This is a genomic window from Brevundimonas sp. TWP2-1 (assembly GCF_049897645.1).
Lineage (GTDB): Bacteria > Pseudomonadota > Alphaproteobacteria > Caulobacterales > Caulobacteraceae > Brevundimonas.
Genome location: NZ_JAFCWR010000002.1, coordinates 1,214,588 through 1,238,853, shown reverse-complemented (window position 1 = coordinate 1,238,853; position 24,266 = coordinate 1,214,588). Strand labels below are relative to the sequence as shown.

Here is a 24,266-nt window from a genome sequence, read left to right as displayed (position 1 = left end):
CCCCCGAGAGCGCTTGCGAACGGGGGAGGGGGACCACGAAGTGGTGGAGGGGGCGACCCCCGCACCCTTTCTGGGTCCAGCCCCCTCCACCGCCTGCGGCGGTCCCCCTCCCCCGCTATGCGGGGGAGGATCAGATTTGCGGAGTTCTAGACATGCGTCACCTGATCCTGTCCGCTGCCATTCCGGCGCTTCTGCTGGGCGCTTGCACCATAGCTCCGGCGCAATCCTCGATGTGGCGGGCGGATGAGCATCCTGAGCGCATGGGGCCGCCGGCCGGTTATCCTCAGAACCTGACCCCGGCCGGCGTCGCAGCCGCCGACGATCATCTGGCGCTGGAACAGGTGGACGGGGCCGAGGCCATGGCCTTTGTCGCCGAGGAGAACCGCAAGTCCCTCGCCGTCCTGACCGGCGACGCGCGCTACGAGACCTTCCGGGCCGAAGCCGAAGCCATCCTGACCGCCACCGACCGGATTCCCAGCCCATCCTTCCTCGGCGACGGGATCGGCAACTTCTGGCAGGACGCAGCCAATCCCAAGGGCGTCTGGCGCCGCACGACGCTGGACAGCTACCGCACCGCCACGCCCCAGTGGGAGACCCTGCTGGACATCGACGCCCTCTCCAAGGCCGAGGGTGAGGACTGGGTGTTCAAGGGCGCCGACTGCCTGGCGCCCGACGAAACCCGCTGCCTGATCAACCTGTCCGACGGCGGCAAGGACGCGGTGGTCGTGCGCGAGTTCGACCTGACCACGAAACGGTTCGTGGACGGCGGTTTCAACCTGCCCGAGGGCAAGCATCGCATCGAATGGCTGGACCGCGACACGCTCCTGGTCGCCACCGATTTCGGCGCCGGCACCATGACCGAGTCCGGCTATCCCTTCATCGTCAAGACCTTGAAGCGCGGTCAGGCCCTGGCCCAGGCGACCGAGGTGTATCGCGGCGAACAGGGCGACGGCGGCTACGGCGTCAGCCCTGCCGTCTATCGGGACAAGGAAGGCAAGGTCACCGCGGTCATCATCACCCGCCCGCTGGACACCTTCCGGTCGGAGACGTGGAGCCTCGGCCATGACGGCAAGGCGCAAAAGCTGAACCTGCCGGAGCGGGTCGGGATTTCGGGCGTGATCGACGGCCGCCTGGTCTTTTCGCCGGATCAGGCGTGGAGCTTCGACGGTCAGGAGTATGCGGCAGGCTCATTGCTGGCCCTGCCGCTGGCGGTGCTGGGCGAGACGCGGCTCGACATTCTGATCGGCCGAGACAGCGCCGTGGTCTTCCAGCCGACCGCGCGTCAGGCGCTTCAAGGCGTCGCCGTCCTGTCCGACGCCATCTTGGCGGCCGTCACCGACAATGTGGCTGGGCGACTGATGCAGTTCCGTCCCGCCGCCCAAGGGTGGACGGCTTCGTCCATCACGGTCCCTGACAACCTCGCTGTCGGCCTGGGCGACTCGTCCAAGTCGCGCGGCGAGGTCTTCGTCTCGACCCAGGGCTTCCTGGTTCCGCCGACCCTCAGCCTGGCCGATGCGGATGCGGCGACCCTGACAACGCTGAAGTCGGCGCCGGCCAAGTTCGACGCCTCGCGCGACGTGACCGAGCAGTATGAGGCGACCTCCACCGACGGGACCAAAATCCCCTATTTCATCACCCGTCCGCGCGACATGAAGCTGGACGGGTCGAACCCGACCATCATGCTGGGCTACGGCGGGTTCCAGGTCAGTCTGAACCCGGCTTACAAGCCCGAGATGGGCAAGCTGTGGCTAGAGCGGGGCGGGGTCTTCGTCCAGGCCAACATTCGTGGCGGCGGCGAGTTCGGTCCCGACTGGCACCAGGCGGCGCTGGACGGAAATCGCCAGAAGGCTTTCGACGACTTCGCGGCCGTGGCGCGCGACCTGGAACAGCGCGGCGTCACCAGCCCGCGTCACCTGGGCATCTACGGCCGCTCGAACGGCGGCGTCCTGACCAGCGTGTCGATCACCCAACACCCCGAACTGTTCAATGCGGCTGTGATCGAAAGCCCTCTGGTGGACATGTTGCGCTATCACGAGCTGCCGGCCGGCGCCTCGTGGATCGGTGAATATGGCGACCCGCGCATCCCGGAAGAGGCGGCATGGATCGCAAAATATTCCGCCTATCAGCAGCTGCGGCCCGACGTGACCTATCCGCGCGTCTATCTGACCACCAATACCCGCGACGACCGGGTCCACCCCGGCCATGCGCGCAAGTTCGCGGCCCGCCTGGGCGACCAGGGTCACGACCATCTCTATTACGAGGACACGGCCGGCGGCCACTCCAACGACGCCGATCCGGTCGCCAACGCCCGCCGCTGGGCGCGTCACTATGTCTATCTGTCGCAACAGCTGATGGACTGAGGGCTTTTTCTTTTGGGCTACCGCGCTTGGCGCTGCTTGAGCCGTCCTTGTTTGGGCTATCGCGCTCCGTGCGCGCTTGAGCCCGTGGGTCACGCGATTATGAGGCGCGGCGGTGCGTCGCGGGGACTAAGAACGACGGCATGAACACCAAGGGCTGGATCATCGCGGGCACGGTCATGGCGGGCGCCCTGCTGTCCGTCGCCTCGGCGGCCCAGCCGGCTGCCAGCCGTCCGCCGCTCGCGCCGCGTCAAGCTACAGCCGACGGCCCGCCGGTGGTGGTCGAGCTCTTCACCGCCCAAGGCTGCGGCGGCTGTGTCGAGGCCAATGCGGCAGTGGAGAAGGCGGCGGCTCAGCCCGGCGTCATCGCCCTGACCTACGGCGTCGACTACTGGGACTATCTGGGCTGGGCCGACACCTTCGCCCGCCCGGAGTTCGTTCAGCGTCAGCGCGCCTATCGCGCCGCCTTGCGCCAACGCGGCGTCTCGACGCCTCAGGTAGTGATCGACGGCCGCCGTCAGGTCTCCGGCGCCCGCAGCCTCGAACTTGAAACCGCCATCGATCAGGAAGCCGTGCGCCAGGTCTGGCCGCCCCAGATCGAGTTCCGCGAGAGTGGAAACGGCGTCGGCGTCGGCTCCGGCCGCGCGCCCGTCGGCGGCGCCGAGGTGGTGGCGGTGACCTATACGCCCGGTCCCCAGGTGGTCGAGGTCCGCCAGGGCGAAAACCGCGGCCAGGCCGTGCGGCACATGAACGTCGTGCGCGGCGTGACCCGCCTGGGCGAATGGCGCGGCCGCCCCATGCTCTACACCCTGCCGCCCGTGCGTCCCGGCGAGGCGGTGGCGGTGCTGGTCCAGGGCAAGACCGACAAACGCATCCTGGGCGCCGCCGTCAGGGACTGAAGATCGCGCGCCGTCTTATGGAGACGCAGGGCACAGAGCGCTGACGGGATTGGGTCCGGTCGCCGTCAGCAGGCCGAGGCGATAGGGCAGGTCGATATAGGCCGTGTCGGGCGCATGCGGCTCCAGGCCCTGATAGAGGAACTGAAGCGGCTGGCAGGGATCGATCGTCAGGGTCTGATCATAACCGCTGCGGACCAGCTCGCCGTGCGATACGCCCTGAGACCAGGCCTCGCCGTCGAAGACGACATTGTCCGACCCGGCGAAGGAATTCGATGGACTGCCCACCAGCAGACGCCAGTCGCCATCCAGCCGATCGCTGGTCCAAACGCGGAAATAGCGTCCCTGGGGTCCGATCGCTTCGACCAGGGTCAGGTAGGTGTTCGTGCCGGCCAGCCGGTAGTGCATGCTGGCTTCGAAGATGTCGTCTCGCGGCCCGGTCATGACGCGGCGTGTGTCGGCAAACCTGGCCGGAAAATTCTGGATCGACGTCCGCGACCGGAACAGGGTGCCGTGGTCGTCCGTGTTGAACAGATAGCAGGACGCCTCGTCGCAGATGATCCAGAAGTCGAGCCAGGCCTCCTGGCCCGTGGCGGCCTTGATGATGTCCGGGGCCTGGTCGAAGAAGGGTTTCGGCGCGCTCCAGGATGACGGATCACCGATCGTCGCGGTCGTCGAATAGACGGGCGGACCGCTCTGGTAGACCATGTACCAGAGCTTCTGCGGCGCGAAGTAGAACACCTGCGGGGCGGCTCTGTAACCTGGCCCGATCCCAGACTGTTTCAGATCGACGATGGGAGCGGTCGACGCCTGCGACCAGTCGGTGAAACGGGTATAGGCCATGTGCCAGCCCTCGGCCCCGACCGAGGTCATGAAGACATGATACTCGCCGTCCACATGGACGATCGAGGGGTCCTTGAGCGCCAAATACCCGTTTCCGTCACCGGCCCTCGGTGCGATGATCTGGGCGGAGGAGCGCCAGTGGAATTTGGAAAGCGACGTCCCGTCTTCGACCGACTTCGCTGTCGTGGGGTCGGGTTTGACGACAACCAAGGCCAGCGCCGCTGCGAGCGCCCAGGTCCATCGACGTCTTTTCGGCAGCGCGATCATCGCCATGCGTCCTGTGAAAAGCAGCAGATGACGCCCGGCGTATCGACGGAATGTGTTTGCGTAAAGCCGCCGCGCTAGGCTCCGGCCTTCTTCGCGAAACCCCAGGCCGCGTCGCTGAGCGGGCCGACTTGTGCGGCCATGGTCTTGGCGTGGGCGCTGGCGGCGGTGCCGTCGCGGACACGGCCGGCGATGCCCTGGCAGATGGCCGCCAGGCGGAACAGGTTGTAGGCGTAGAGCCAGTCCAGATTGGCGGGCCGCATGCCCGTCGCGGCGGCGTAGCGTTCGACCGTCTCCTCGACGGACGGGATGCCCAGGGCCTCCAGATCGGCGCCGGCGAGGCCGTTGCGCAGGCTGGCCGGGATGGCCCACGCGATCAGCAGATAGGAGAAGTCGGCCATCGGATCGCCCAGGGTCGACAGCTCCCAGTCCAGCACGGCGCGAACCTCGGCCCGGTCCGGCGCCAGGATCATGTTGTCGAGCCGGAAGTCGCCGTGGACGATCCGGCTTGGTCCCTCGGGCGGCAGGCTGTCGGGCAAGAAGGCGATCAGCCGGTCCATGGCGGCGACGGGTTCGGTCTCCGAGGCGCGATACTGTTTGGTCCAGCGGCCGACCTGACGCGCGAAATAGTTGCCGGCCTTGCCGTAGTCGCCCAGGCCGATGGCGGCGGGGTCGAAGGCGTGCAGACGGGCCAGGGTGTCGGTCTGGGCCTCATAGACGGCGCGGCGTTCGGCAGGCGTCAGGCCGGGAAGTTTCAGGTCCCAGAAGATCCGCCCCTCGACCTTGTCCATCACATAGAAGATTGACCCGATGACGGTCTCGTCCAGGCACAGGGCGTGGGGTGTGGCCACCGGGAAGCCTTGGGCGGCCAGGGCGGAAATGACCTGAAACTCGCGGTCCACGGCATGGGCGCTGGGCAAGAGGACGCCGGGCGGCTTGCGACGCAGCACATAGCTCTTGGCCGGCGTCGTCAGTTCGTAGGTCGGGTTCGACTGGCCCCCCTTGAACTGGCGCACCGCCAGCGGGCCGGCGTAGCCCGCGACATGGGCGGTCATCCAGGCGTCGAGCGCGGTCTCGTCCAGCCGATAGCGAGGATCGACCTCGCGCGTGCCGGAAAAGGCGGTCTGGGCGTCCAGAGTGGGGGCGTCGAGTGAAGAGGCGTCGGTCATGGGCGGCCCAGTCAGGTCTTTTGGGGTTTCCTACGCCGCCCGCGTCTTACGCCCGGTCCGGCGCGGCGATGATGGCGGCCTTCACGGCGCGACGCCAGCCGGAAAGCAGACGCTCACGGTCCTCGGTCTTCATCCGCGGCCTCCAGCAGGCCGGAGCCTCGGCGGGTCGGGCCTCCAGATCGGGCAGCAGGCCGACGCCCAGGGCCGCCAGACGCGCGGCGCCCAGGGCGGTCATCTCCTGGAAGGCCGGGCGTTCGACCTCGACCTCGCAGATGTCGGCGACGAACTGCATGGCGAAACTGTTGGCAGTGACGCCGCCGTCCACCTTCAGCGTCTTCAGCGGCGGGGCGCCGTCCTGGGCCAGGGCGTCCAACAGATCCCGCGTCTGATAGGCCAGGGCCTCCAGAGCCGCGCGGACGAAATGGGCCGGGCCGGAATCCCGCGTCAGCCCGACCACGGTCCCCCGCGCCTCCGGCTCCCACCAGGGTGCGCCCAGGCCGGTGAAGCCGGGCACCATATAGACCCCGCCGTTGTCGGGTAGCTCCTGCGCCATCGCTTCGGACTGGCGCGATTCCGAGATCAGCCCGACCCCGTCTCTCAGCCACTGGATCGCCGACCCCGCCGAGAAGATCGACCCCTCCAGCGCATAGGCGGTCTCGCCGTCGGCCCGGTATCCCAGCGTGCCCAGCAGCCGCCGCGTCGAGGCGACCGGCTCGGCGCCGACATTGGCGACCAGAAAGGCGCCGGTGCCATAGGTGATCTTGGCGTCGCCGGCCTTCAGCGCGCCGTGTCCGACCAGGGCCGCCTGCTGATCGCCTGCGGAACCGGCGATGGGCAGGGCGCGGCCGATCAGCGCCGGATCGGTCTCCCCGATGACGCCCGCGCAAGGGACGATGACGGGCAGGACCTCGCGCGGCACGCCGAACAGGGCGCACAGGTCGTCGCGCCATTCGACCGTCTTCAGGTCCATCAGGGCCGTGCGGGACGCATTGGTCGCATCGGTGGCGTGGACCCGACCGCCGGTCAGTTTCCAGATCAGCCAGGCGTCGATCGTACCCAGCTTGACCTCGCCCTTGGCCGCCCGCTCGCGTGATCCCGGCACGGCGTCCAGCAGCCAGGCGAACTTGGTCGCCGAAAAATAGGGGTCCAGAATCAGGCCTGTCGCCGCCTGGACCATGGGCTCATGACCCTCGGCGGTCAGGCGGGCGGTGACGTCGGCGGTGCGGCGATCCTGCCAGACGATGGCGCGGTGCAGGGGCTCGCCGGTCGATGCATCCCAGATCACCGCCGTTTCGCGCTGGTTCGTGATGCCGATGGCGGCGAACCGGCCGACCCCACCGGCCTTTCGCACCACTTCGCGGCAGGTCTGAAGGGTCGCGGTCCAGATCTCGGCGGCATCGTGTTCGACCCAGCCGGACTTGGGGAAATGCTGGGCCAGCTCGATGTGGCTGACGGCGACGGGGCGCAAATCCTGATGCTTTTCGCCTACCGCGCTTCGCGCTGCTTGAGGCGCGACCTCGAAGGCGATGGCGCGGGTCGAGGTCGTGCCCTGGTCGATGGCGAGTATGAGGCTCAAGACGTTTCTCCCTTGGACGCCTTACGCGGCGCTCGGACCTTGGGTTAAGGGGAGCATATGACGACGCACCTGCCCAGCTATGAAGGCGTCCTCGACGCCGCCCGTCAGATCGACGGCGTCGCCGTCCGCACGCCGCTGCTCGAAAGCCCTGCCCTGAACGCCGTCGTCGGCGGTCGGGTCCTGATGAAGGCGGAAAACCTGCAACGGGCCGGGGCCTTCAAGTTCCGCGGCGCCTATAACCGCATCAGTCGGCTGACGGATGATGAGAAGACGCGCGGCGTCGTCGCCTTCTCGTCCGGCAACCATGCGCAGGGCGTGGCCGCTGCCGCCGCCATGGTCGGCGCGCCGGCGATCATCGTCATGCCCTCGGACTCGCCCCAGGTGAAGGTCGAGGGTGTGATCGGCTTCGGCGGCGAGGTGCGGCTTTACGACCGCTGGACCGAGAGCCGCGAGGAAATCGGCGCCGCCATCGCCGCCGAGCGCGCCTCCATCCTGGTTCCGCCGTTCGACGATCCCTTCATCATCGAGGGGCAGGGGACGACGGCTCTGGAAATGCTGGATCAGGCCGACGCACCTTTCGACCAACTGCTGTGCGGCGCCTCAGGCGGCGGGCTGATGGCCGGGATCAATCTGGTCATGGCTGAACGCAGCCCTTCGACGCGGGTGTTCGTGGTCGAGCCCGAGGCCTTCGACGACACTGCGCGGTCGCTGGCGGCGGGCGAGCGCGTCGGGCATCCGCAAGGCGCGCCGTCGATCTGCGACGCTCTGATGTCGCCGATGCCGGGCGTTCTGACCTGGCCGATCAACCGGCGACTGGCGGGCGCGATCACCATGTCCGACGCGGAAGTGGCCGAGGCTGTGCGGTTCGCCTTTCGCCATCTGAAGCTGGTCATCGAGCCTGGAGGCGCGGTTTCTCTGGCCGCCCTGTTAGCCGGAAAGATCGGAACGGAAGGGCTGACGACGGCGATCATCCTGTCGGGCGGCAATGTCGATCCGACCCTGTACGCCGAGATCATCGAAGGGCGCTTCGGCGGTTGAGGGCTTTCCTTCGTCGTGCCGGTCGGCCAACCTCGCCTCAAAGCAATAAAGGGTGGACGCCATGACCAGGGCCAGCGAACTTCAGGGACTGATCGGCCAGGAGGTCGGGGTGTCGAAATGGTTCGACGTCACCCAGGCCCGGATCGACGCCTTCGCCGACTGCACCGAGGATCACCAGTTCATCCATGTCGATCCCGAGGCCGCCAAGGCGACGCCGTTCGGCGGAACCATTGCGCATGGGTTCCTGACTCTGAGCCTGGCATCCGCCATGAGCTACGATGCGGTTGCGCCGCTTGACGGGGTCGTGATGGGTGTCAACTACGGATTCGACAAGCTGAGGTTTCTGGCCCCTGTCCTGGCAGGATCACGCATCCGAGGCCGATTCAAACTGCTGTCCGCCGAAGACAAGGGGGGCGGTCGCTGGCTGTTGAAGCACGAACTAAACGTGGAGATCGAAGGTGGTGACAAGCCGGCTTTGATCGCCGAATGGCTCGGGATGCAAATCCTGCAGGCTTAAGGCGGTGCGCGTGGCTTGGCATTGCTCGGACAAGTGATCGCCCGCACCTTCGCCGATTGTGACGCGTGAACGGCCGAATGTTAACAATTTGTAGCTGAAGCGCCAAATTTACCTGTATCATCAACGCCACGGTATGAGATGTTGAAGCGCCTTCGGTCACGTTTCCGCCTCGACCTTCTAAGGCAAGGCTGGTAAGACCCGCGCAGGCGGTAGACCCGCCCCCTACTTAACAGAGGCGGAGGGATACCCCCCTATGCGTATGAAGACTTTCGTGCTGGCGTCCAGCGCAGCGGCCGCCTTGGCCCTGTCGGCTGGTGCTGCGTCGGCAGAACCCAACGGCTGGTACGGCGCCATCGACGCCGGCTACCACATGATCGACGACATCAACGCCGAGTCGTCCACGACCGGCGCGTCGTGGAACTATGAAGTGAACGACGGCTGGGCGGCGTTCGCCCGTCTCGGCTACCGCTTCAACCCCAACTGGCGCGTTGAACTCGAAGGCGGCTATCGCTCGGGCGACATCGGCAAGGTCCGTGCCGTTTCCGGCACGCAAGGCCTCTGCAACCTGACCCCGGCGACGGGCGGCTGCTTCTCGCCCGAAGGCGACATCGAGTCCGCCACCCTGATGGCCAACGTCATCTATGACTTTGGCTTCGAATACTGGGGCGTTCGTCCCTTCGTCGGCCTGGGCGCTGGTGTGAACCGCGTCGATACGAACACGGTCGGCGCTCTGCGTGCCAACCGTCTCGCCACCTTCGCCGCTGACGACAGCTCGACCAAGTTCGCCGCTCAGGCGATCGCCGGTCTGGCCTGGGCCATCAGCGACCGCGCCAACATCGACCTGACCTACCGCTATCTGACGGGCGACGCTTCGTTCGCCTCGACGACGGTCGGCACGGGCGCCGGCGCCACGCAGTTCGGCGAATGGGACGGCGACTACGATCAGTCGCACACCGTGACCTTGGGTCTGCGCTACAGCTTCGGTGCGGAAGAAATGGCTCCCCCGCCCCCGCCCCCGCCGCCTCCGCCCCCGCCGCCTCCTCCGCCCCCGCCGCCCCCGGCGCCGGTCGCTCAGACCCCGACGCCTCGCCAGTTCGTCGTCTACTTCGACTGGGATCGCTCGGACCTGACCGCGGAAGCCCGCTCGGTCGTGACGCAAGCCGCCAACTACGCCAAGTCGGGTCGTCCGACGCGCGTCGTGATCGTCGGCTACACCGATACCTCGGGTTCGGCCGCCTATAACCTGGGTCTGTCCAACCGCCGTTCGCGCACCGTCGCGGACTCGCTGGTTGCTGCAGGCGTCAACGGCGGCGTCATCGCCCTCGACGGCAAGGGCGAAACCAACCTGGCCAAGCCGACCGCCGACGGTGTGCGTGAACCGCTCAACCGCCGCGCGACCATCGATATCAACTTCTAAGACCTCTGAGGGGTCGGCCCGGACTTATCTCCGGGTCGATCTTCGGACTTTGAAGTCGTCGAAAGATAGAACGCCGCTTCCAAAAGGAGGCGGCGTTTTTTCTGTGCCGTAGAAGTCTTCAGGATTACGGGAGCGGGGTCAGTCTGCAGATGCGTGCGAGACGGTTGCTTGTGGCATTATGATCGGCTTGGAGGCGCTCAAGAGCGCCTGGCCAGCGCCGATGACGAAGGTCGCCGTCAGGACGGCGCTGATCACCGCGATGGCGGTCAGCTTCAGGCCGTGCCCGAACTCCCGATCCTCAGGCGTCACTGCGTCGTTCCCATGATCCGATGACGTCGAGAACCATGGCGTGCGATTGCGCGCAAATCACGAAGCCTGTGATTGAACAAAGAAAGGGCGGCGCCTCGTGGCGCCGCCCTCTGTCTAGTCTTCAAATGCCGCTGTCGATCAGCCGGTGAACGGACGGATCAGGATTTCGACGCGACGGTTCTGGGCCTTGCCTTCCGCCGTAGCGTTCGAAGCCACCGGATTGCGTGCGCTCTCTCCCGCGACATAGAGGCGCTGGGCGATCACGCCGCGACGCACCAGTTCGGAAGCGACGCTGCTGGCGCGGCGTTCGGACAGGGGCTGGTTGATCGCATCGCCGCCCGAAGAATCGGTGTGGCCGATCACATCCACCGTCGATTGGTCATACTGCTGCAGCACGCGCGCCACGTCGTCGAGCACGGGCAGGAAGCGCGGATCGATCGAGGACTGGTTGGTGGCGAAGGTCACGTCCGACGGCATGCGCAGAACCAGGACGTCGCCCTGGCGTGCGACACCGACGCCGGAGCCGGACAGTTCGGCTTCCATGGCGCGTTGCTGGCGGTCCATATACTGGCCCACGGCCGCACCGCCCAAGGCGCCGACGCCAGCGCCGATCAGGGCGTTCTTGCGGCCCTGTTCGCCGTTGGACGTATTGGTCAGATAGCCCAGCAGCGCGCCGCCCAGAGCCCCGGCGATGGCGCCGGTCCCGGTGTTGTTGCGAACGGGACCCGAGCGATAGGGGTCGGTCGTGGTGCAGGCGGCGGCGCCCAGCAGGGCGGCGATCGAGACGCTGGCGACGATGATCTTGGCGCGCATGGAATGGTCCTCTTCGTGAATATGATCTGGCGCGGAAACGTATGCTTACTGTGAAGGTTCCAAGCTGTATGGCGCGTGAACGGTGTCCGTGCTCCCGTTTGACGATGAACTGACAAGCCGCTGGATTAGGGGTATGGGAACCGCCGCACATCCCCAGACCGAGGACGACGCCCGTGAGCGCGACCCAGAACGACAGCCCTGCCGCCGACCGCGCGATCCAGCCGGTTTCGATGACCCAGTATGACGCTGACTTCCAGGCGTTCAGCGACGCCCTGGGCGCATCCTTCTCGCGATACGGCTTTGCGGTGGTGGCCGACCACGGTCTGGACGAGGCGCGTATCCACGCCGCCATCGACGACGCCAAGGCCTTCTTCGCCCTGCCTGAGGAGGTGAAGCGCCAGTATCATCAGCCGGGAACGGGCGGCGCGCGCGGGCTGACGCCGTTTGGGGTCGAGGCGGCCAAGGGCGCGAATGCCGTAGACCTGAAGGAGTTCTGGCACGTCGGTCGCGAGCTGCCTGAAGGGCATCCCTATCGCCGCTACATGCGCGACAACGTCTGGCCGACCGAGATCGAGGGCTTCAAGCCGCACCTGTATGGGATGTTCGAGGATCTGGACGCCCTGGGCGCCAAGATCCTGCGCGCCATCGCCCGCTATCTGAAGCTGGGCGACGACTTCTTTGCGGACAAGGTCGAGATGGGCAACAGCGTTCTGCGCATGCTGCACTATCCGCCGGTCCCGGCCGATGCGCCCGGCGTCCGGGCCGGCGCGCACGAAGACATCAACGTCATCACCCTGCTGCTGGGCGCCGAGGAGGCGGGCCTTCAGCTCAAGGAGAAAGACGGCAGCTGGCTGGACATCGCGCCGCCGCCCGGCGCCCTGGTCGTCAATATTGGCGACATGCTGCAGCGCCTGACGAACCACGTCCTGCCGTCGACGACCCACCGCGTGGTCAACCCGGCGCCGGAACGTCGCGGCTTCGCCCGCTATTCGACGCCCTTCTTCCTGCACTTCAACCCGGACTTCCCGATCGAGACCCTGCCCAGCGCCATCACGCCGGACAACCCTGACCGCTATGCGGGCAAGACGATCCTAGCCGAGGACTATCTGACCGAACGCCTGCGGGAAATCCGGCTGCTGTAGGGCGTCAGCGGGAAATCCGGAGGCGGGTGATGTCGCGACCGATGGCCTGGAAGTCGCTGGACAGGTCGGCGCCGGACTGAGGCAGGAAGGCCTTGTCCTTGTCGGTCGCGCAGGTCCTCAGGATGGTCGCGGCTTCGCTGCCGGGCGTGATCGAAAAGCCGACCGTATAGACGATGATGTTCTTGGCTTTCATGCCGGCGCAGAGCTGGGCCGCCTGGTCGAACGGGTCGCCGTTGGTCGCATCGCAAGCGATCTTGTCATAGAGGTTGCCCGAACCGGACCCTGCGTCGCGCGCGATGACGCCGCCACAGTAGGGGGTGTTGAACTCGCCGTCCGTCATCAGGATCACGGCCTTCAAAACCTTGTTGGGCGCATAGGCGGCGGCGGTATTGGACGACCACAGGCCGTTGAACTGGTCCGACACCGTGTACCAGCCCCAGGCCAGACCGATCTGACCCGCTGTCGACCCGGTGACTTTCAGGCCGTTGACCAGAGTCGTCAGGGTGTCGATGTTTGACGTTAGCGGCTGGATCGTGGCGGCGGGACAAGGATTGCGCGGCGAGGCGTAGTTGCGCCCGGCATGGGCAGAGCTGGGAGAAGTGTCGGCATAGGCTGACGAGCCCGCCCGCTCGCTGACGCAGCTTGTGTTGTCGAAGACGGTCAGGCGATTGTACTGCGCATCCCGGAAGACGCGTTTGGCGCATCCGTCACGTCCGCACTGGACCGTTCCGCTATTGGTGTAATCGGCATAGGCGGCGCCGGCGACAGGCAGGACGAAGGCGTCGTTGGATGTCTTCTCGAAGACTTCATAGAGGCCGTCATTCGTGGTGTTCAGCGCCGTCATTCCGTTGACGCCGGCGATCTGGACGCCCTCGTCCTCTGACAGGCCGTGGTTTCGCGAGGTGACGGTGACGAAACAGTCTTCGCGAGTGCATTTACGGATCTGTCCGCCGGAGCTGTAGCTGCTGTAGCCGCTGTTCGTATTCAGCGCGTACCAATTTCCACCGGACTGGTACTGGAGTGAGACCTTGTTGGCGTCGATTCGAACTACGCGATAGGCGCGGTTGTTGATCTGAGTCATGCCGCCGACGCTGCTGATCCAGACGTAATCATTGGTGGCCAGCCCATGTCCATTGGCGGTGACCACGCCGGGCGAGGCGCGGGTAATGCCGCCGATCGACTTCGCCGCCGCCGCCGCCCAGGACGCCCCGGTGATATTGGTCGCCGCAACCGACGGGCCGCGGGCGCCGTCGGCTCGGGTCCCCAAATTGACCCCGATCGAATAGGGGACGATGGCCATGCGCGAATAGTAGGGGGTCTGTTTGGCGGCCGGCTGGACCACCAGCTCAATCAACTGCTTCGCCGCATTCTTCAGATCGCCGATGCGGTTGTTGCTGGCCATCGATCCGGTGATGTCGAGAACCAGCGAGACCTCGATGTCCTTGGACGACCGATTGACCTCGGAGTGGACGCTGACCGGCAAGGTGTCGTCCAGGATCTTGCCGTAGGGCGGCAGGAAGACATTGGCGACCAGGGTCTTCACCTGAACCCGTATGTCGGCGACGATCAACTGATCCTTGGTCAGGACGATCTTGACGGCATCGTCGGCGAACGGCTCGACCGAGGCGTTTCGCAGATTGGCTCGCAGCGCCACCACGGCCACAGCCTGCAGGTCATCGGGATCGGTGTAGGAAGACCGTGCGGCGGCCAGGGCGGCGGCGTCCAGGGCGTCCTGAACGCGGGCCTTGACCGTGGTGATGCGATTGATGTCGATCCCGCCCAGGGTGATCATGATCAGGGCCGGCATCACCAGAGCGAATATCATCACGACATTGCCGCCCCGGTCGGACGACAGGCGCGCCGCCAGATTGCGCAGGCTTCGAACAGCTTTGCCGATCAGTGTGAAAGCTTGCGCCAAGATCATCCCCGAGGGCGCAGATCGCCCATATACCGCCCGAATGACCGCAGTGTGCCATCGGGCGGTTAAGGGAAGCCTCAAGGGGAACGGTTAACCAGGCCTTTGGCGTCAACCCTGGCCGACGACGCAGGCGTTCAGTCCTTCGTTGCGCACCGTGCCCATGGCCGCCTGGACGCGTGACGCCCTTCTGCGGACATAGGGACCGGGCGCCGCCGCCTGGTAACGGCGCGGGGCGGGCAGGATGGCGGCCAGACGCGCGGCCTCGCGCGGGCTCAGGTCGCGGGCGTCCTTGCCGAACCAGTGGCGCGAGGCGGCCTGGGCGCCATATACGCCGGGCGCCCATTCCACCACGTTCAGATAGACCTCCATGATCCGACGCTTGGACCAGACCGTCTCGATCAGCACGGTGTAGCCCGCCTCCAGGCCCTTGCGGACCCAGTCGCGGCCCGGCCACAGGAAGACGTTCTTGGCCGTCTGCTGGCTGATGGTCGATCCGCCCCGGATGCGTCCGCCCTCGGCGTTATGATCCAGCGCCTTCTGGATCGCCTCCATGTCGAAGCCGTGGTGGCTGCAGAAACGGGCGTCCTCGGCGGCGATGGCGGCGTTCACCAGGTTGGGCGAGATCTGGTTCAGGCCGCGCCACTGGTAATCCATCCCCTCGCCGCGAGCGAGCTGACGCAGCATCAGGATTGTCGGTGGCGGCGGCGCGACGGCGACGATCAGCACGCCGGCGACCGGGATCAGGGCCAGAACCAGAAGGGCGGTCAGCAGGACCCGACGCCAGCTCTTGCGACCCTTGGCCATCAGAGAATGATCACGCCGGCGGCGCCGTCCTCGTCGGCCCAGGCGACCTTGTCGACGGCGGGGCTGAGCGACAGGGCGACGATGGCCGGCCCCTTCTCGGCCTTGACGAAGTTCAGCCCCTGGGCGGCCGGATGCGCCACCCAGACCCGACCGTCGGTCAGGCCGGCGGCCAGCAAGCCTTGGTCGGCGCGGGCCGAGACCAGATTGACCAGGGTGGTGTCGTCATAACCGATCTCGGTCGCCTCGCGGCCCATAGGCCCGTTCGATCCGATGAAGGGCCACAGGACCGCGCCCTGTGCGCCGGAGGTCGCCATCAGCTGACCATTGGCCAGGAAGGCCATCGACCGGACCTTGCCCGGATAGCCGCCCATGCGCAGGTTCTTGGCGTCCTTGATGCGCCAGCCGTGCATCTGGTTGTCCTGCATGGTGGTGACGACGAAGGCGCCGTCGGGCGAGAAGGCGACGCCGGTGTGCGATCCAGCCCAGGCCAGTCTTACGGGTTGTTGTTTCTCTATCCGCGCATACCACAGCGCCGCCCCGCCATAGGTCGAGGTCGCGATGCGTCGGCCCTTGGGCTCGAAGGCGACGCCGGAGACGGTGCGCTCGTGCTGGAAGTCGCGGCGGAAACCGACATCGTTGGGGTCGATCACCGACAAGGTGCGGCCAAAGGAGAAGGCGATCAGGCCTGAAGCCGGCGAGGCGTCGATGGCGTCGATCCACTGATTTTTGGCCGTAGCCAGGACGGCCGGATCCTCGTCGCGGCGGCTCCAGACGACCTTGCCGTCGTCGCCGCCGGTGACGATCCCGTCGCCGGACGGGTGGACGCAGGCGCACAGCACGGCCCCGTCGTGGGCCTCGACCCGCGTGCGGTCCTCGAACCGGACAGAGCCGTCGCCGAGAGCGAAGACGGCGCCGGCGTTGTCGAACAGGGCGGCGGTGACCTGGGCGTCGAAATCGAAGTTCATGCGGACGCGTTAGCGGGTTGCGGGAGCGGGGGCAAATAGCGGCTTTTATTCTCCCTCCCCTTCATGGGGAGGGACGATCGCGCAGCGATCAGGGTGGGGTCCGTAAGGGCGTCAGCGAGGTCCATGACTTCCCCACCCCGGCTACGCTTCGCCGCCCCTCCCCATGAAGGGGAGGGAAAAGGCTAGACCGGGTCGGTCGGCTTGGGCTCGACCGGCGCCGGGGCGGCCTGGGCCTTGGCTGGTTCGTCGGGCAGGGGGATGAACTCCAGGTCGTCGGCGTGTGGCAGGGTCATGCGACCGGCCTTCCAGTCGGCCTTGGCCTGATCGATGCGGGCCTGGCTGGAGGCGACGAAGTTCCACCAGATCAGCCGCTCGCCCACCGGCTCGCCGCCCAGCACCATGACGGTCGACTGGACCAGGGCCTTTACGGTCGGTTCGGCGGTCGGCTCCAGCACGATCATCTGACCCTCGTGGAAGGTGCGGTCGCCGACCTCGATGGCGCCCTTGGCCACATAGAGGGCGCGCTCGCTCATGCCGCCGGCGCCCTTGCCGGACGGCGGGGCGGTGCGGACGCCAGGCTGAAGCTCCCAATGTATATAGAACAGCGGCGAAGAGACAGGCACGGCGGCCTTGGCGCCGTAGGCTTCGCCGGCGACCAGACGCGCGAACAGGCCGCCGTTCTCGTATGCAGGCTGGGCGTCCTCGCCCAGGTGATGGAAGGCCGGATCGATGTCCTCGGCCTCGTCGGGCAGGGCGACCCAGGCCTGCATCCCGTGCATCGGCCCGCCGGTGCTCTTTCTCAGCGGATCGGTGCGTTCGGAATGGACGATGCCCTTGCCGGCCGTCATCCAGTTGACCTCGCCCGGCCGGATCGCCTGATCATAGCCGAGGTTGTCGTGGTGCATGATCTCGCCCTCGAACAGATAGGTCAGGGTCGACAGGCCGATATGCGGATGCGGCCGCACGTCGATGGCCGTGGCGCCGGCTGCGAACTCGGCCGGCCCCATTTGGTCCAGGAAGATGAAGGGCCCGACCATCCGGCGCGAATGGAAGGGCAGGACGCGCCCGACCTCGAACCCGCCCAGGTCCTTGCGGCGCGCGTCGATCACCAGTTCGATCATGGTCGTGGTCCTCAGGCGGATCGGCCCGCCTGAGCGACGTTATCCGACGTGAGGCGTGATGATGCCAAGAGGCAGGGCGGTCACATTCTTCACGCCGCGCGTGACGATGTGGCTTTCGCAGTCCGAGACGATGCCCAGGGCCAGCAGTTTCTCGCGCAGGAACAGGTCGAAGGCGTGCATGTCCGAGGTGATGATGCGCAGCACATAGTCCTCGCGCCCGGTGATGGTGGCGCACTGGACCACCTCCGGCCATTTGGCCACGGCGGCTTCGAACAGGTTCAGATTGTCGGCCGAGGGCAGCATCAGCTTGACTATGGCGTAGACCTCGAAGTCCAGGCCCAGCAGTTGCGCGTTCAGCAGGGTGACCCGCTTGGTGATCAGGCCGGAATCTTCCAGCCGCTTGATCCGCCGCCAGCAGGGCGAGGCCGACAGTCCGACGCGATCCGCGACCTCCGCGACCGACAGCCCGGCGTCTTGCTGCAGGATATCCAGGATGCGGGCGTCGATGGGGTCGAGTTCGTCGGCCAATGCGTTTCTCCGATTATGATTATCGCGAAATAAAATACCCGATATCGGGATTGTGCAAGGTCAATTTGAGCGAGCACCTGCTTAGGGGCCGTGTTATCACACGTCCAGAGGAAACACGGACGGACCCCGAATGGATATGGACGCCCGCATGAACGACGAAAACGTGAAAAAGAACAGTCAGCCCCTGTCATTGCGCGTGCCGGAACCGTCCGGCCGACCCGGCGATGCGCCGGACTTCAGCCACCTGCTGATGGACCCCGCCGGCGTGGTCGAACGGCCCGAGGTCGGATCGACGCCGTACGAGATGCGCGATCTGGCCTTCCGTCTGATTCGGGTGCTGGACGACGAGGGCAATGCCGTCGGTCCGTGGAACCCGCGTCTGGATCCCGAGACCCTGCGTCGCGGCCTCAAGGCCATGATCCTGACCCGCGCCTTCGACGACCGGATGCACCGCGCCCACCGCCAGGGCAAGACCAGCTTCTATATGAAGTGCACCGGCGAGGAGGCCATTGCGGTCGCCCAGGGCATGCTGCTGTCGCGCGAGGACATGGGCTTTCCGACCTATCGCCAGCAGGGTCTGCTGATCGCGCGCGGCTATCCGCTGGTCGAGATGATGAACCAGATCTATTCGAACGCGGCGGACCCGATCAAAGGCCGCCAACTGCCGATCATGTATTCAGCCAAGGATTATGGCTTCTTCACCATCAGCGGCAATCTGGGCACCCAGGTGCCCCAGGCGGTCGGCTGGGCCATGGCCAGCGCCTACAAGGGCGACGACAAGATCGCCATCAGCTGGATCGGCGACGGCGCCACGGCCGAGGGCGACTTCCACAACGCCCTGACCTTCGCCTCCGTCTATCGCGCCCCGGTCATCCTGAACATCGTCAACAACCAGTGGGCCATCAGCTCCTTCCAGGGCATCGCCGGCGGTCTTGAGACCACCTTCGCCTCCAAGGCCATCGGCTACGGCTTGCCGGCCCTGCGGGTGGACGGCAACGACTTCCTGGCGGTGTGGGCGGCGACCCAGTGGGCCGAGGAGCGCGCCCGGTCGAACCAGGGGGCGACGGTGATCGAACTGTTCACCTATCGCGGCGCCCCGCACTCGACCTCCGACGATCCCGGCCGCTATCGCCCCGGCGACGAACACGAGAAATGGCCGTTGGGCGATCCGCTGGACCGTCTGCGCCAGCACCTGACCGTGATCGGCGAATGGGACGACGAACGCCAAGCCACGGCCCTGCGCGAGGCGGTCGAACAGGTCCGCGCCGCCGGCAAGGAATCCGAAGCCATCGGGACCCTGGGCCAGTCGCGCCCCAGCGTGAAGACGATGTTCGAAGAGGTCTATGCGACCGAAGACTGGCGGCTGATCGAACAGCGCCGCGAGGTGGGGGTCTGACCATGAGCGAGCAAACCACCTTCACCGACGCCGATCGCAACGACGGCGTCGAGCCGGACATGGTCGACCAGAACGCCGCCCCCGCCTCGGAAGCGACTGGCTCGGGCATACAGCCGATGAACATGATCCAGGCCCTGAACTCGGCCATCGACGTCAAGATGAGCGAGGACGCCAATGTCCTGTCGTTCGGTGAGGACGCCGGCTATTTCGGCGGGGTCTTCCGCGTCACCGACAAACTGCAGCAGAAGCACGGCCTGACCCGCAGTTTCGACGCCCCGATCAGCGAATGCGGCATCGTCGCCGCCGCCATCGGCATGGGCGCCTACGGCCTGCGCCCGGTGGTCGAGATCCAGTTCGCCGACTACATCTATCCGGCCTACGACCAGATCGTCTCCGAAGCCGCCAAGATGCGCTATCGCTCGGGCGGCCAGTTCACCAGCCCCATCGTGGTGCGTTCGCCCTACGGCGGCGGCATCTTCGGCGGCCAGACCCACAGCCAGTCGCCGGAAAGCCTGTTCACCCATATCGCCGGCCTGAAGGTCGTCATTCCGAGCAACCCCTATGACGCCAAGGGTCTGTTGATCGCCGCCATCGAGGACGATGATCCGGTCGTCTTCTTCGAGCCGAAACGCCTCTACAACGGCCCGTTCGACGGCTGGCACGAAAAGCCGGTCTCGCCGTGGAAGGCGCAGGAGCTGGCCCAGGTTCCGACGGGCAAATATGTCGAGCCCATCGGCAAGGCGCGCGTCATGCGCGAAGGGAACGACGTCACCATCCTGGCCTACGGCACCATGGTCTGGGTGGCGCTGGCCGGCGCCGAAAACGCCGGCGTGGACGCCGAGGTCATCGACCTGCGCTCGCTGGTGCCGCTAGACATCGAGACCATCGAAGCCAGCGTGAAGAAGACCGGCCGCTGCGTCATCGTGCACGAGGCGCCCAAGACCTCGGGCTTCGGCGGCGAACTGTCGGCCCTGGTTCAGGAGCGCTGCTTCTATCACCTGGAGGCGCCCATCGCGCGCGTGACCGGCTGGGACACGCCCTATCCGCATGCTTTCGAATGGGAATATTTCCCCGGACCGCAACGGGTTTCAGACGCCTTGAAGAGCGTCATGACGGGAGGTCGTTAAGATGGGTCGTTTCGTCTTCAAACTGCCCGACGTGGGCGAAGGCACCGCCGAGGCCGAATTGGTCGGCTGGCACGTCAAGATCGGCGACATCGTCGCCGAGGACCAGATCGTCGCCGACATCATGACCGACAAGGCCACGGTCGAGATCACCGCCCCGGTTAGCGGCAAGGTCATCGCCCTGCACGGCGAACCCGGAGCCATGGTGCCGGTGCGCGGACCCCTGGTGGAGTTCGAGGTCGAGGGTGGCGGGAATGCAGAGGACGCGCCCGCATCCGCACCGGTGGTCGCCAAGCCGAATCCGACGCCGGTCGAAGCACCGAAAGCCGAAAAGCCCAAGGCGGAAGCGCCTGCACCGACCCCCGCCGGCAACTACGTCTTCAAACTGCCCGACGTGGGTGAAGGCACGGCCGAGGCCGAGCTGGTCGGATGGCACGTCAAGGTCGGGGATGCGGTCGAGGAGGACCAGATCATCGCCGATATCATGACCGACAAGGCGACGGTCGAGATCACCTCGCCGGTCGCCGGAACGGTCGTCGCCCTGTACGGCGAGGCGGGCAAGTCCGTGCCGGTCGGCGGGCCTCTGGTGGCGTTCGATGTCGAGGGTCGGGGCAATGTCTCCACGCCCGTCGCGGCGTCGAAACCGGCCCCAAAACCGGCAGAGAATTCGACGACGAATTCCGCTGTGACTTCGACGACTCCGAGTGCGATTTCGAAGACTCCGACTACCCCGTCCAAACCCGTTCCGGCCCTGACCGGCCGCGCCCCCGGCGAACGCCCGTCCGCTTCACCCGCCGTGCGCAACCGTGCGCGGGATTTGGGCGTGGACCTGACCTTCGTGCCCGGTTCCGGCCCGGCCGGTCGGATCACGCACGAGGATCTGGACGGCTTCATCGCGCGCGGTGGTTCGCAACCGGCGTCCGCCCCGTCCGGCGGCGCCTCGACCTACGCCAAGGCTGAAGGAACCACCGAGGTCCGCATCATCGGCCTGCGCCGCAAGATCGCGGAGAAGATGGCCGAGAGCGTGCGCCGCATTCCCCACATCACCTATGTGGAGGAGGTCGACGTCACGGCGCTGGAGGAGTTGCGCGCCCACCTGAACGCCACGAAGGCCAAGGATCAGCCCAAGCTGAACCTGCTGCCCTTCATCGCCCGCGCCATCGTCGTCGCCCTGCGCGACCAGCCGCAGATCAACGCCACCTATGACGACGAAGCCGGCGTCCTGACCCAGCACGCCCCGGTCCATCTGGGCATCGCCGCCCAGACGCCGAACGGCCTGATGGTGCCGGTGGTCCGCCACGCCGAGGCGCGCGATCCTTACGATACGGCGCTGGAGATCGCCCGCGTCTCGGGCGCGGCTAAGGATGGAACTGCGAAGCGCGAGGAATTGTCCGGCTCGACCATCACCATCACCTCGTTGGGAACGCTGGGCGGGGTGGTCCACACTCCGATCATCAACCACCCCGAGGTCGCCATCGTCGGCCCCAACAAGATCGCCGAACGGGTCGTGGTCAAGGACGGCCAGATGGTCGTGCGCAAGATGATGAACCTGTCGTCGTCGTTCGATCACCGGATCGTAGATGGGCATGATGCGGCGGTCTTCGTGCAGCGGATCAAGGGGCTGTTGGAGCATCCCGCGACGTTGTGGATGGGCTGAACGTGAAAAAGGCCGGGCCGATCGTCAGCGTTGTGGTTTGGGCAATCGCATCTCCTGGCCTGGCCTGTACGATCTTGTTGGACTCGCCGCGCCCAGGTGAAACGCTTGAGCAAACTGCGTTTCGCCAAGACCGCGAGGCTCACGTCGCTAGCTGGAACCAAGCCGATAGTGTCTTTCTAGCTCGCGTCGTAGAAACGACAGATGTTGCCAATGGCGGCGTTCGCTACACGTTCGAGGCTATCGCTCCAGTGCATGGTGTCGCTCCCCCTCGACGCCTGTCTGACATTTGGTATGGCGATGGGTGTCACGGTCGCGGATGGACCAGGGGCGAGGTCGCCGTAGTGTACGCAAATCGGATTGGTTTCCGAGAGGAATGGATCCGCTGGGGCCAGTGGTACAAGGTCGCTGCGGTTCTGCCCTCCGCCATTCGTGACCCGCGAGTTGCGCCGGCGCTGCGCGCGTCTGCCCGTAGAATGAGAGTGTCGGGACAATGACCCAAACCCTCAGAACCAAAGCCCTATGTGTCAGCGCCGGCATCCTGGCGGCCGTTGGCGTTTTCGCCTCGTCGGTTCAGGCCTGCATCCCCGATCCACCGCCGCACTGGCCGTCCCTGCTGCGGGCCGATGGGCCGGCGCTGTTCGTCGGGCGCGTGACGATGGTGGAGCGTCTGCCGGAGCCGAGTCGGACGCCAACCATCGAGGTCATCCAGTCCAAGGCGACCATCGCGCGGCTGGAGACGCTTCAAGGTGATCCGCAGAAGTCCTACACGCTGACGGCGGCAGAAACCGCCCGTCCGTTGAGCGGCTATCAGGGCATGATCTGCGTCGATTTCCAGCGCGTCAAACCCGGCGACATCGTACTGGGCATGGAGACCGAGACAGGCGCGCTCCGCGTTTTCGAGCCCCAGCAAGTTCCCCCGCAATTCAGCTCCCGCCTTGAGGCCTATCGTTGACCCAGACCCTGAAAACCAAAGTCCTGATCATCGGCGCGGGCACTGGCGGCTATGTCGCCGGCATCCGTTGCGGCCAACTGGGGCTGGACACCGTGCTGGTGGACGGCGGGGACGGCCTGGGCGGGACCTGCCTGAACGTCGGCTGTATTCCGTCCAAGGCCATCATCCATGCAGCGGGCAAGTTCGAGACGGTGGCCAAGGCGGCCGGCGGCGGGACCCTGGGCATCACGGCGGCGGCGCCCGCCATCGATCTGAAACAGACGGTTGAGTGGAAGGACGGCATCGTCCGTAAGCTGAATGCCGGGGTCGCGGCCCTGCTGAAGAAGGCCAAGGTCAAGGTCATCAAGGGCTGGGCCAAGTTCGAGGACGCCAAGACCTGCATCGTCCAGACGGACGACGGCGACATCCGCATCACCGCTGAACACGTCATCCTGGCCACGGGGTCCGAGCCGGTCGAACTGCCCTTCCTGCCGTTCGGTGGGGACGTGATTTCCTCGACCGAGGCTCTCAGCCTGTCGGACGTGCCCAAGAAGCTGGTCGTCGTCGGCGGCGGCTATATCGGGCTGGAGCTGGGCATCGCCTTCAGGAAACTGGGAGCCGAGGTGGCCATCGTCGAAATGGCCGAGCGTATCCTGCCCATCTACGACAAGGCCCTGACCGATCCGGTCGCCAAATGGCTGGAGGCGCACGGCGTCGAACTGCACCTGGGCGCGCGCGCCGGCGGGTTCGGCGACGGGAAACTGTCGATCACCACCAAGGACGGCGAGCCGCTGCAACTGGACGCCGACAAGGTGCTGGTCACGGTCGGCCGTCGTCCGCGTACCCAGGGCTGGGGGCTGGAGAATATGGGCGTGGCCATGGCCGGGCCCTTCGTGAAGATCGACAACCGCTGCGCCACCAGCATGCGGAACGTCTGGGCCGTCGGCGACCTGACCGGCGAACCCATGCTGGCGCACAAGGGCTCGGCCCAGGGCGAGGTGGTCGCGGAGATTATCGCGGGTCATGACCGGGTGTTCGATCCGGTCACCATCGCCGCCGTCTGTTTCACCGAGCCGGAGATCGTTTCGGCCGGCCTGGGTCCGAACGAGGTGGCGGGCCGCGACGACGTGATCCAGTCGGTCTTCCCCTTCGCCGCCATCGGCCGGGCCCTGGCCATCGAGGCGGGCGGGGACGGCGGGTTCGTGCGGGTCATCGCCTCCAAGGCCGATCACCGCATCCTGGGTATCCAGGCGGTGGGTCAGCATGTGTCGGAGCTATCGAACAGCTTCGCCCAGATGCTGGAGATGGGGGCGGTGCTGGAGGATGTGGCGGGAACCATCCACGTTCACCCGACCCTGGGCGAGGCCTTCCACGAGGCGTCGCTGAGGGCGCTCGGGCACGCGATTCATATCTAGAATTTTGATCCGTCACCCTCGGGCTTGTCCCGAGGGCCCACGGCGGATCAATCACCAGCTGTTGTG

21 protein-coding genes are annotated in these 24,266 nt (G+C 66.3%); 11 read left to right on the top strand and 10 right to left on the bottom strand.

What is annotated here, in order from left to right; genetic code table 11:
* Window positions 1–230 precede the first annotated feature (230 nt).
* The gene (locus ACP7BH_RS16390; RefSeq protein ID WP_425987092.1) at window positions 231–2,360 is read left to right on the top strand and encodes a prolyl oligopeptidase family serine peptidase; all 2,130 of its coding nucleotides are present in this window, start codon (window positions 231–233) and stop codon (window positions 2,358–2,360) included.
* 140 nt (window positions 2,361–2,500) lie between these two features.
* A complete protein-coding gene (locus ACP7BH_RS16385; RefSeq protein ID WP_425986929.1) occupies window positions 2,501–3,256 on the top strand; it encodes a DUF1223 domain-containing protein in 756 nt (251 codons plus the stop codon).
* 15 nt (window positions 3,257–3,271) lie between these two features.
* On the opposite strand, the gene ACP7BH_RS16380 is transcribed toward ACP7BH_RS16385, so the two are convergent.
* From ACP7BH_RS16380 to glpK, 3 genes are all read right to left on the bottom strand, one after another.
* Window positions 3,272–4,363: a non-reducing end alpha-L-arabinofuranosidase family hydrolase gene (locus ACP7BH_RS16380; protein ID WP_425986928.1), complete on the bottom strand. Its 1,092-nt coding sequence runs from the start codon at window positions 4,361–4,363 to the stop codon at window positions 3,272–3,274.
* 74 nt (window positions 4,364–4,437) lie between these two features.
* A complete protein-coding gene (locus ACP7BH_RS16375) occupies window positions 4,438–5,529 on the bottom strand; it encodes a phosphotransferase family protein (RefSeq protein WP_425986927.1) in 1,092 nt (363 codons plus the stop codon).
* Between the two features lie 46 nt (window positions 5,530–5,575).
* Window positions 5,576–7,105, bottom strand: coding sequence for a glycerol kinase GlpK (gene glpK / locus ACP7BH_RS16370; protein ID WP_425986926.1), 1,530 nt, complete (start codon window positions 7,103–7,105; stop codon window positions 5,576–5,578).
* Window positions 7,106–7,162: 57 nt separating this feature from the next.
* On the opposite strand from glpK, the gene ACP7BH_RS16365 reads away from it, so the two are divergent.
* The 3 genes from ACP7BH_RS16365 to ACP7BH_RS16355 all read left to right on the top strand — a co-directional run bounded on the left by ACP7BH_RS16365 (window position 7,163) and on the right by ACP7BH_RS16355 (window position 10,077).
* Complete coding sequence (locus ACP7BH_RS16365) at window positions 7,163–8,143, top strand: threonine ammonia-lyase (protein WP_425986925.1); 981 nt, start codon at window positions 7,163–7,165, stop codon at window positions 8,141–8,143.
* A gap of 61 nt (window positions 8,144–8,204) precedes the next feature.
* Window positions 8,205–8,660, top strand: a complete 456-nt coding sequence (locus ACP7BH_RS16360; RefSeq protein WP_425986924.1) for a MaoC family dehydratase — start codon at window positions 8,205–8,207, stop codon at window positions 8,658–8,660.
* Window positions 8,661–8,919: 259 nt separating this feature from the next.
* Complete coding sequence (locus ACP7BH_RS16355; RefSeq protein ID WP_425987091.1) at window positions 8,920–10,077, top strand: OmpA family protein; 1,158 nt, start codon at window positions 8,920–8,922, stop codon at window positions 10,075–10,077.
* Window positions 10,078–10,215: 138 nt separating this feature from the next.
* Here the strand turns inward: ACP7BH_RS16355 and ACP7BH_RS16350 are convergent, their stop codons facing one another.
* Both ACP7BH_RS16350 and ACP7BH_RS16345 read right to left on the bottom strand, forming a co-directional pair.
* Entirely contained in the window at window positions 10,216–10,386 is a 171-nt protein-coding gene (locus tag ACP7BH_RS16350; protein ID WP_425986923.1) for a hypothetical protein, read from the bottom strand.
* 138 nt (window positions 10,387–10,524) lie between these two features.
* Window positions 10,525–11,199, bottom strand: a complete 675-nt coding sequence (locus ACP7BH_RS16345; protein WP_135194237.1) for an OmpA family protein — start codon at window positions 11,197–11,199, stop codon at window positions 10,525–10,527.
* Window positions 11,200–11,429: 230 nt separating this feature from the next.
* Between ACP7BH_RS16345 and ACP7BH_RS16340 the strand changes: the two genes are divergently transcribed.
* Window positions 11,430–12,341, top strand: coding sequence for an isopenicillin N synthase family dioxygenase (locus ACP7BH_RS16340; RefSeq protein WP_425987090.1), 912 nt, complete (start codon window positions 11,430–11,432; stop codon window positions 12,339–12,341).
* A 4-nt stretch (window positions 12,342–12,345) separates the two neighbouring features.
* On the opposite strand, the gene ACP7BH_RS16335 is transcribed toward ACP7BH_RS16340, so the two are convergent.
* From ACP7BH_RS16335 to ACP7BH_RS16315, 5 genes are all read right to left on the bottom strand, one after another.
* Window positions 12,346–14,259 carry a ubiquitin-activating E1 FCCH domain-containing protein gene (locus tag ACP7BH_RS16335; protein WP_425986922.1) on the bottom strand — a complete coding sequence of 638 codons (1,914 nt, stop codon included), beginning with the start codon at window positions 14,257–14,259 and terminating at the stop codon, window positions 12,346–12,348.
* A 108-nt stretch (window positions 14,260–14,367) separates the two neighbouring features.
* Entirely contained in the window at window positions 14,368–15,063 is a 696-nt protein-coding gene (gene mtgA, locus ACP7BH_RS16330) for a monofunctional biosynthetic peptidoglycan transglycosylase (RefSeq protein ID WP_425986921.1), read from the bottom strand.
* On the bottom strand, window positions 15,063–16,028 hold the full coding sequence (locus tag ACP7BH_RS16325) for a WD40 repeat domain-containing protein (protein WP_425986920.1): 966 nt from the start codon (window positions 16,026–16,028) through the stop codon (window positions 15,063–15,065). The genes mtgA and ACP7BH_RS16325 overlap by 1 nt, the downstream gene beginning before the upstream one ends.
* A gap of 182 nt (window positions 16,029–16,210) precedes the next feature.
* Window positions 16,211–17,149 carry a pirin family protein gene (locus ACP7BH_RS16320; protein WP_425986919.1) on the bottom strand — a complete coding sequence of 313 codons (939 nt, stop codon included), beginning with the start codon at window positions 17,147–17,149 and terminating at the stop codon, window positions 16,211–16,213.
* Window positions 17,150–17,188: 39 nt separating this feature from the next.
* Window positions 17,189–17,677, bottom strand: a complete 489-nt coding sequence (locus tag ACP7BH_RS16315) for an Lrp/AsnC family transcriptional regulator (protein ID WP_135194232.1) — start codon at window positions 17,675–17,677, stop codon at window positions 17,189–17,191.
* Window positions 17,678–17,825: 148 nt separating this feature from the next.
* On the opposite strand from ACP7BH_RS16315, the gene ACP7BH_RS16310 reads away from it, so the two are divergent.
* The 5 genes from ACP7BH_RS16310 (at window position 17,826) to lpdA (ending at window position 24,200) form a co-directional block, all read left to right on the top strand.
* Complete coding sequence (locus tag ACP7BH_RS16310; protein ID WP_425986918.1) at window positions 17,826–19,073, top strand: thiamine pyrophosphate-dependent enzyme; 1,248 nt, start codon at window positions 17,826–17,828, stop codon at window positions 19,071–19,073.
* A gap of 2 nt (window positions 19,074–19,075) precedes the next feature.
* On the top strand, window positions 19,076–20,200 hold the full coding sequence (locus ACP7BH_RS16305; RefSeq protein WP_425986917.1) for an alpha-ketoacid dehydrogenase subunit beta: 1,125 nt from the start codon (window positions 19,076–19,078) through the stop codon (window positions 20,198–20,200).
* Between the two features lies 1 nt (window position 20,201).
* Complete coding sequence (locus ACP7BH_RS16300; protein ID WP_425986916.1) at window positions 20,202–21,854, top strand: 2-oxo acid dehydrogenase subunit E2; 1,653 nt, start codon at window positions 20,202–20,204, stop codon at window positions 21,852–21,854.
* 490 nt (window positions 21,855–22,344) lie between these two features.
* Window positions 22,345–22,806, top strand: coding sequence for a hypothetical protein (locus ACP7BH_RS16295; RefSeq protein WP_425986915.1), 462 nt, complete (start codon window positions 22,345–22,347; stop codon window positions 22,804–22,806).
* On the top strand, window positions 22,803–24,200 hold the full coding sequence (gene lpdA, locus ACP7BH_RS16290) for a dihydrolipoyl dehydrogenase (RefSeq protein ID WP_425986914.1): 1,398 nt from the start codon (window positions 22,803–22,805) through the stop codon (window positions 24,198–24,200). Before ACP7BH_RS16295 ends, lpdA begins: the two co-directional genes overlap by 4 nt.
* Window positions 24,201–24,266 lie beyond the last annotated feature (66 nt).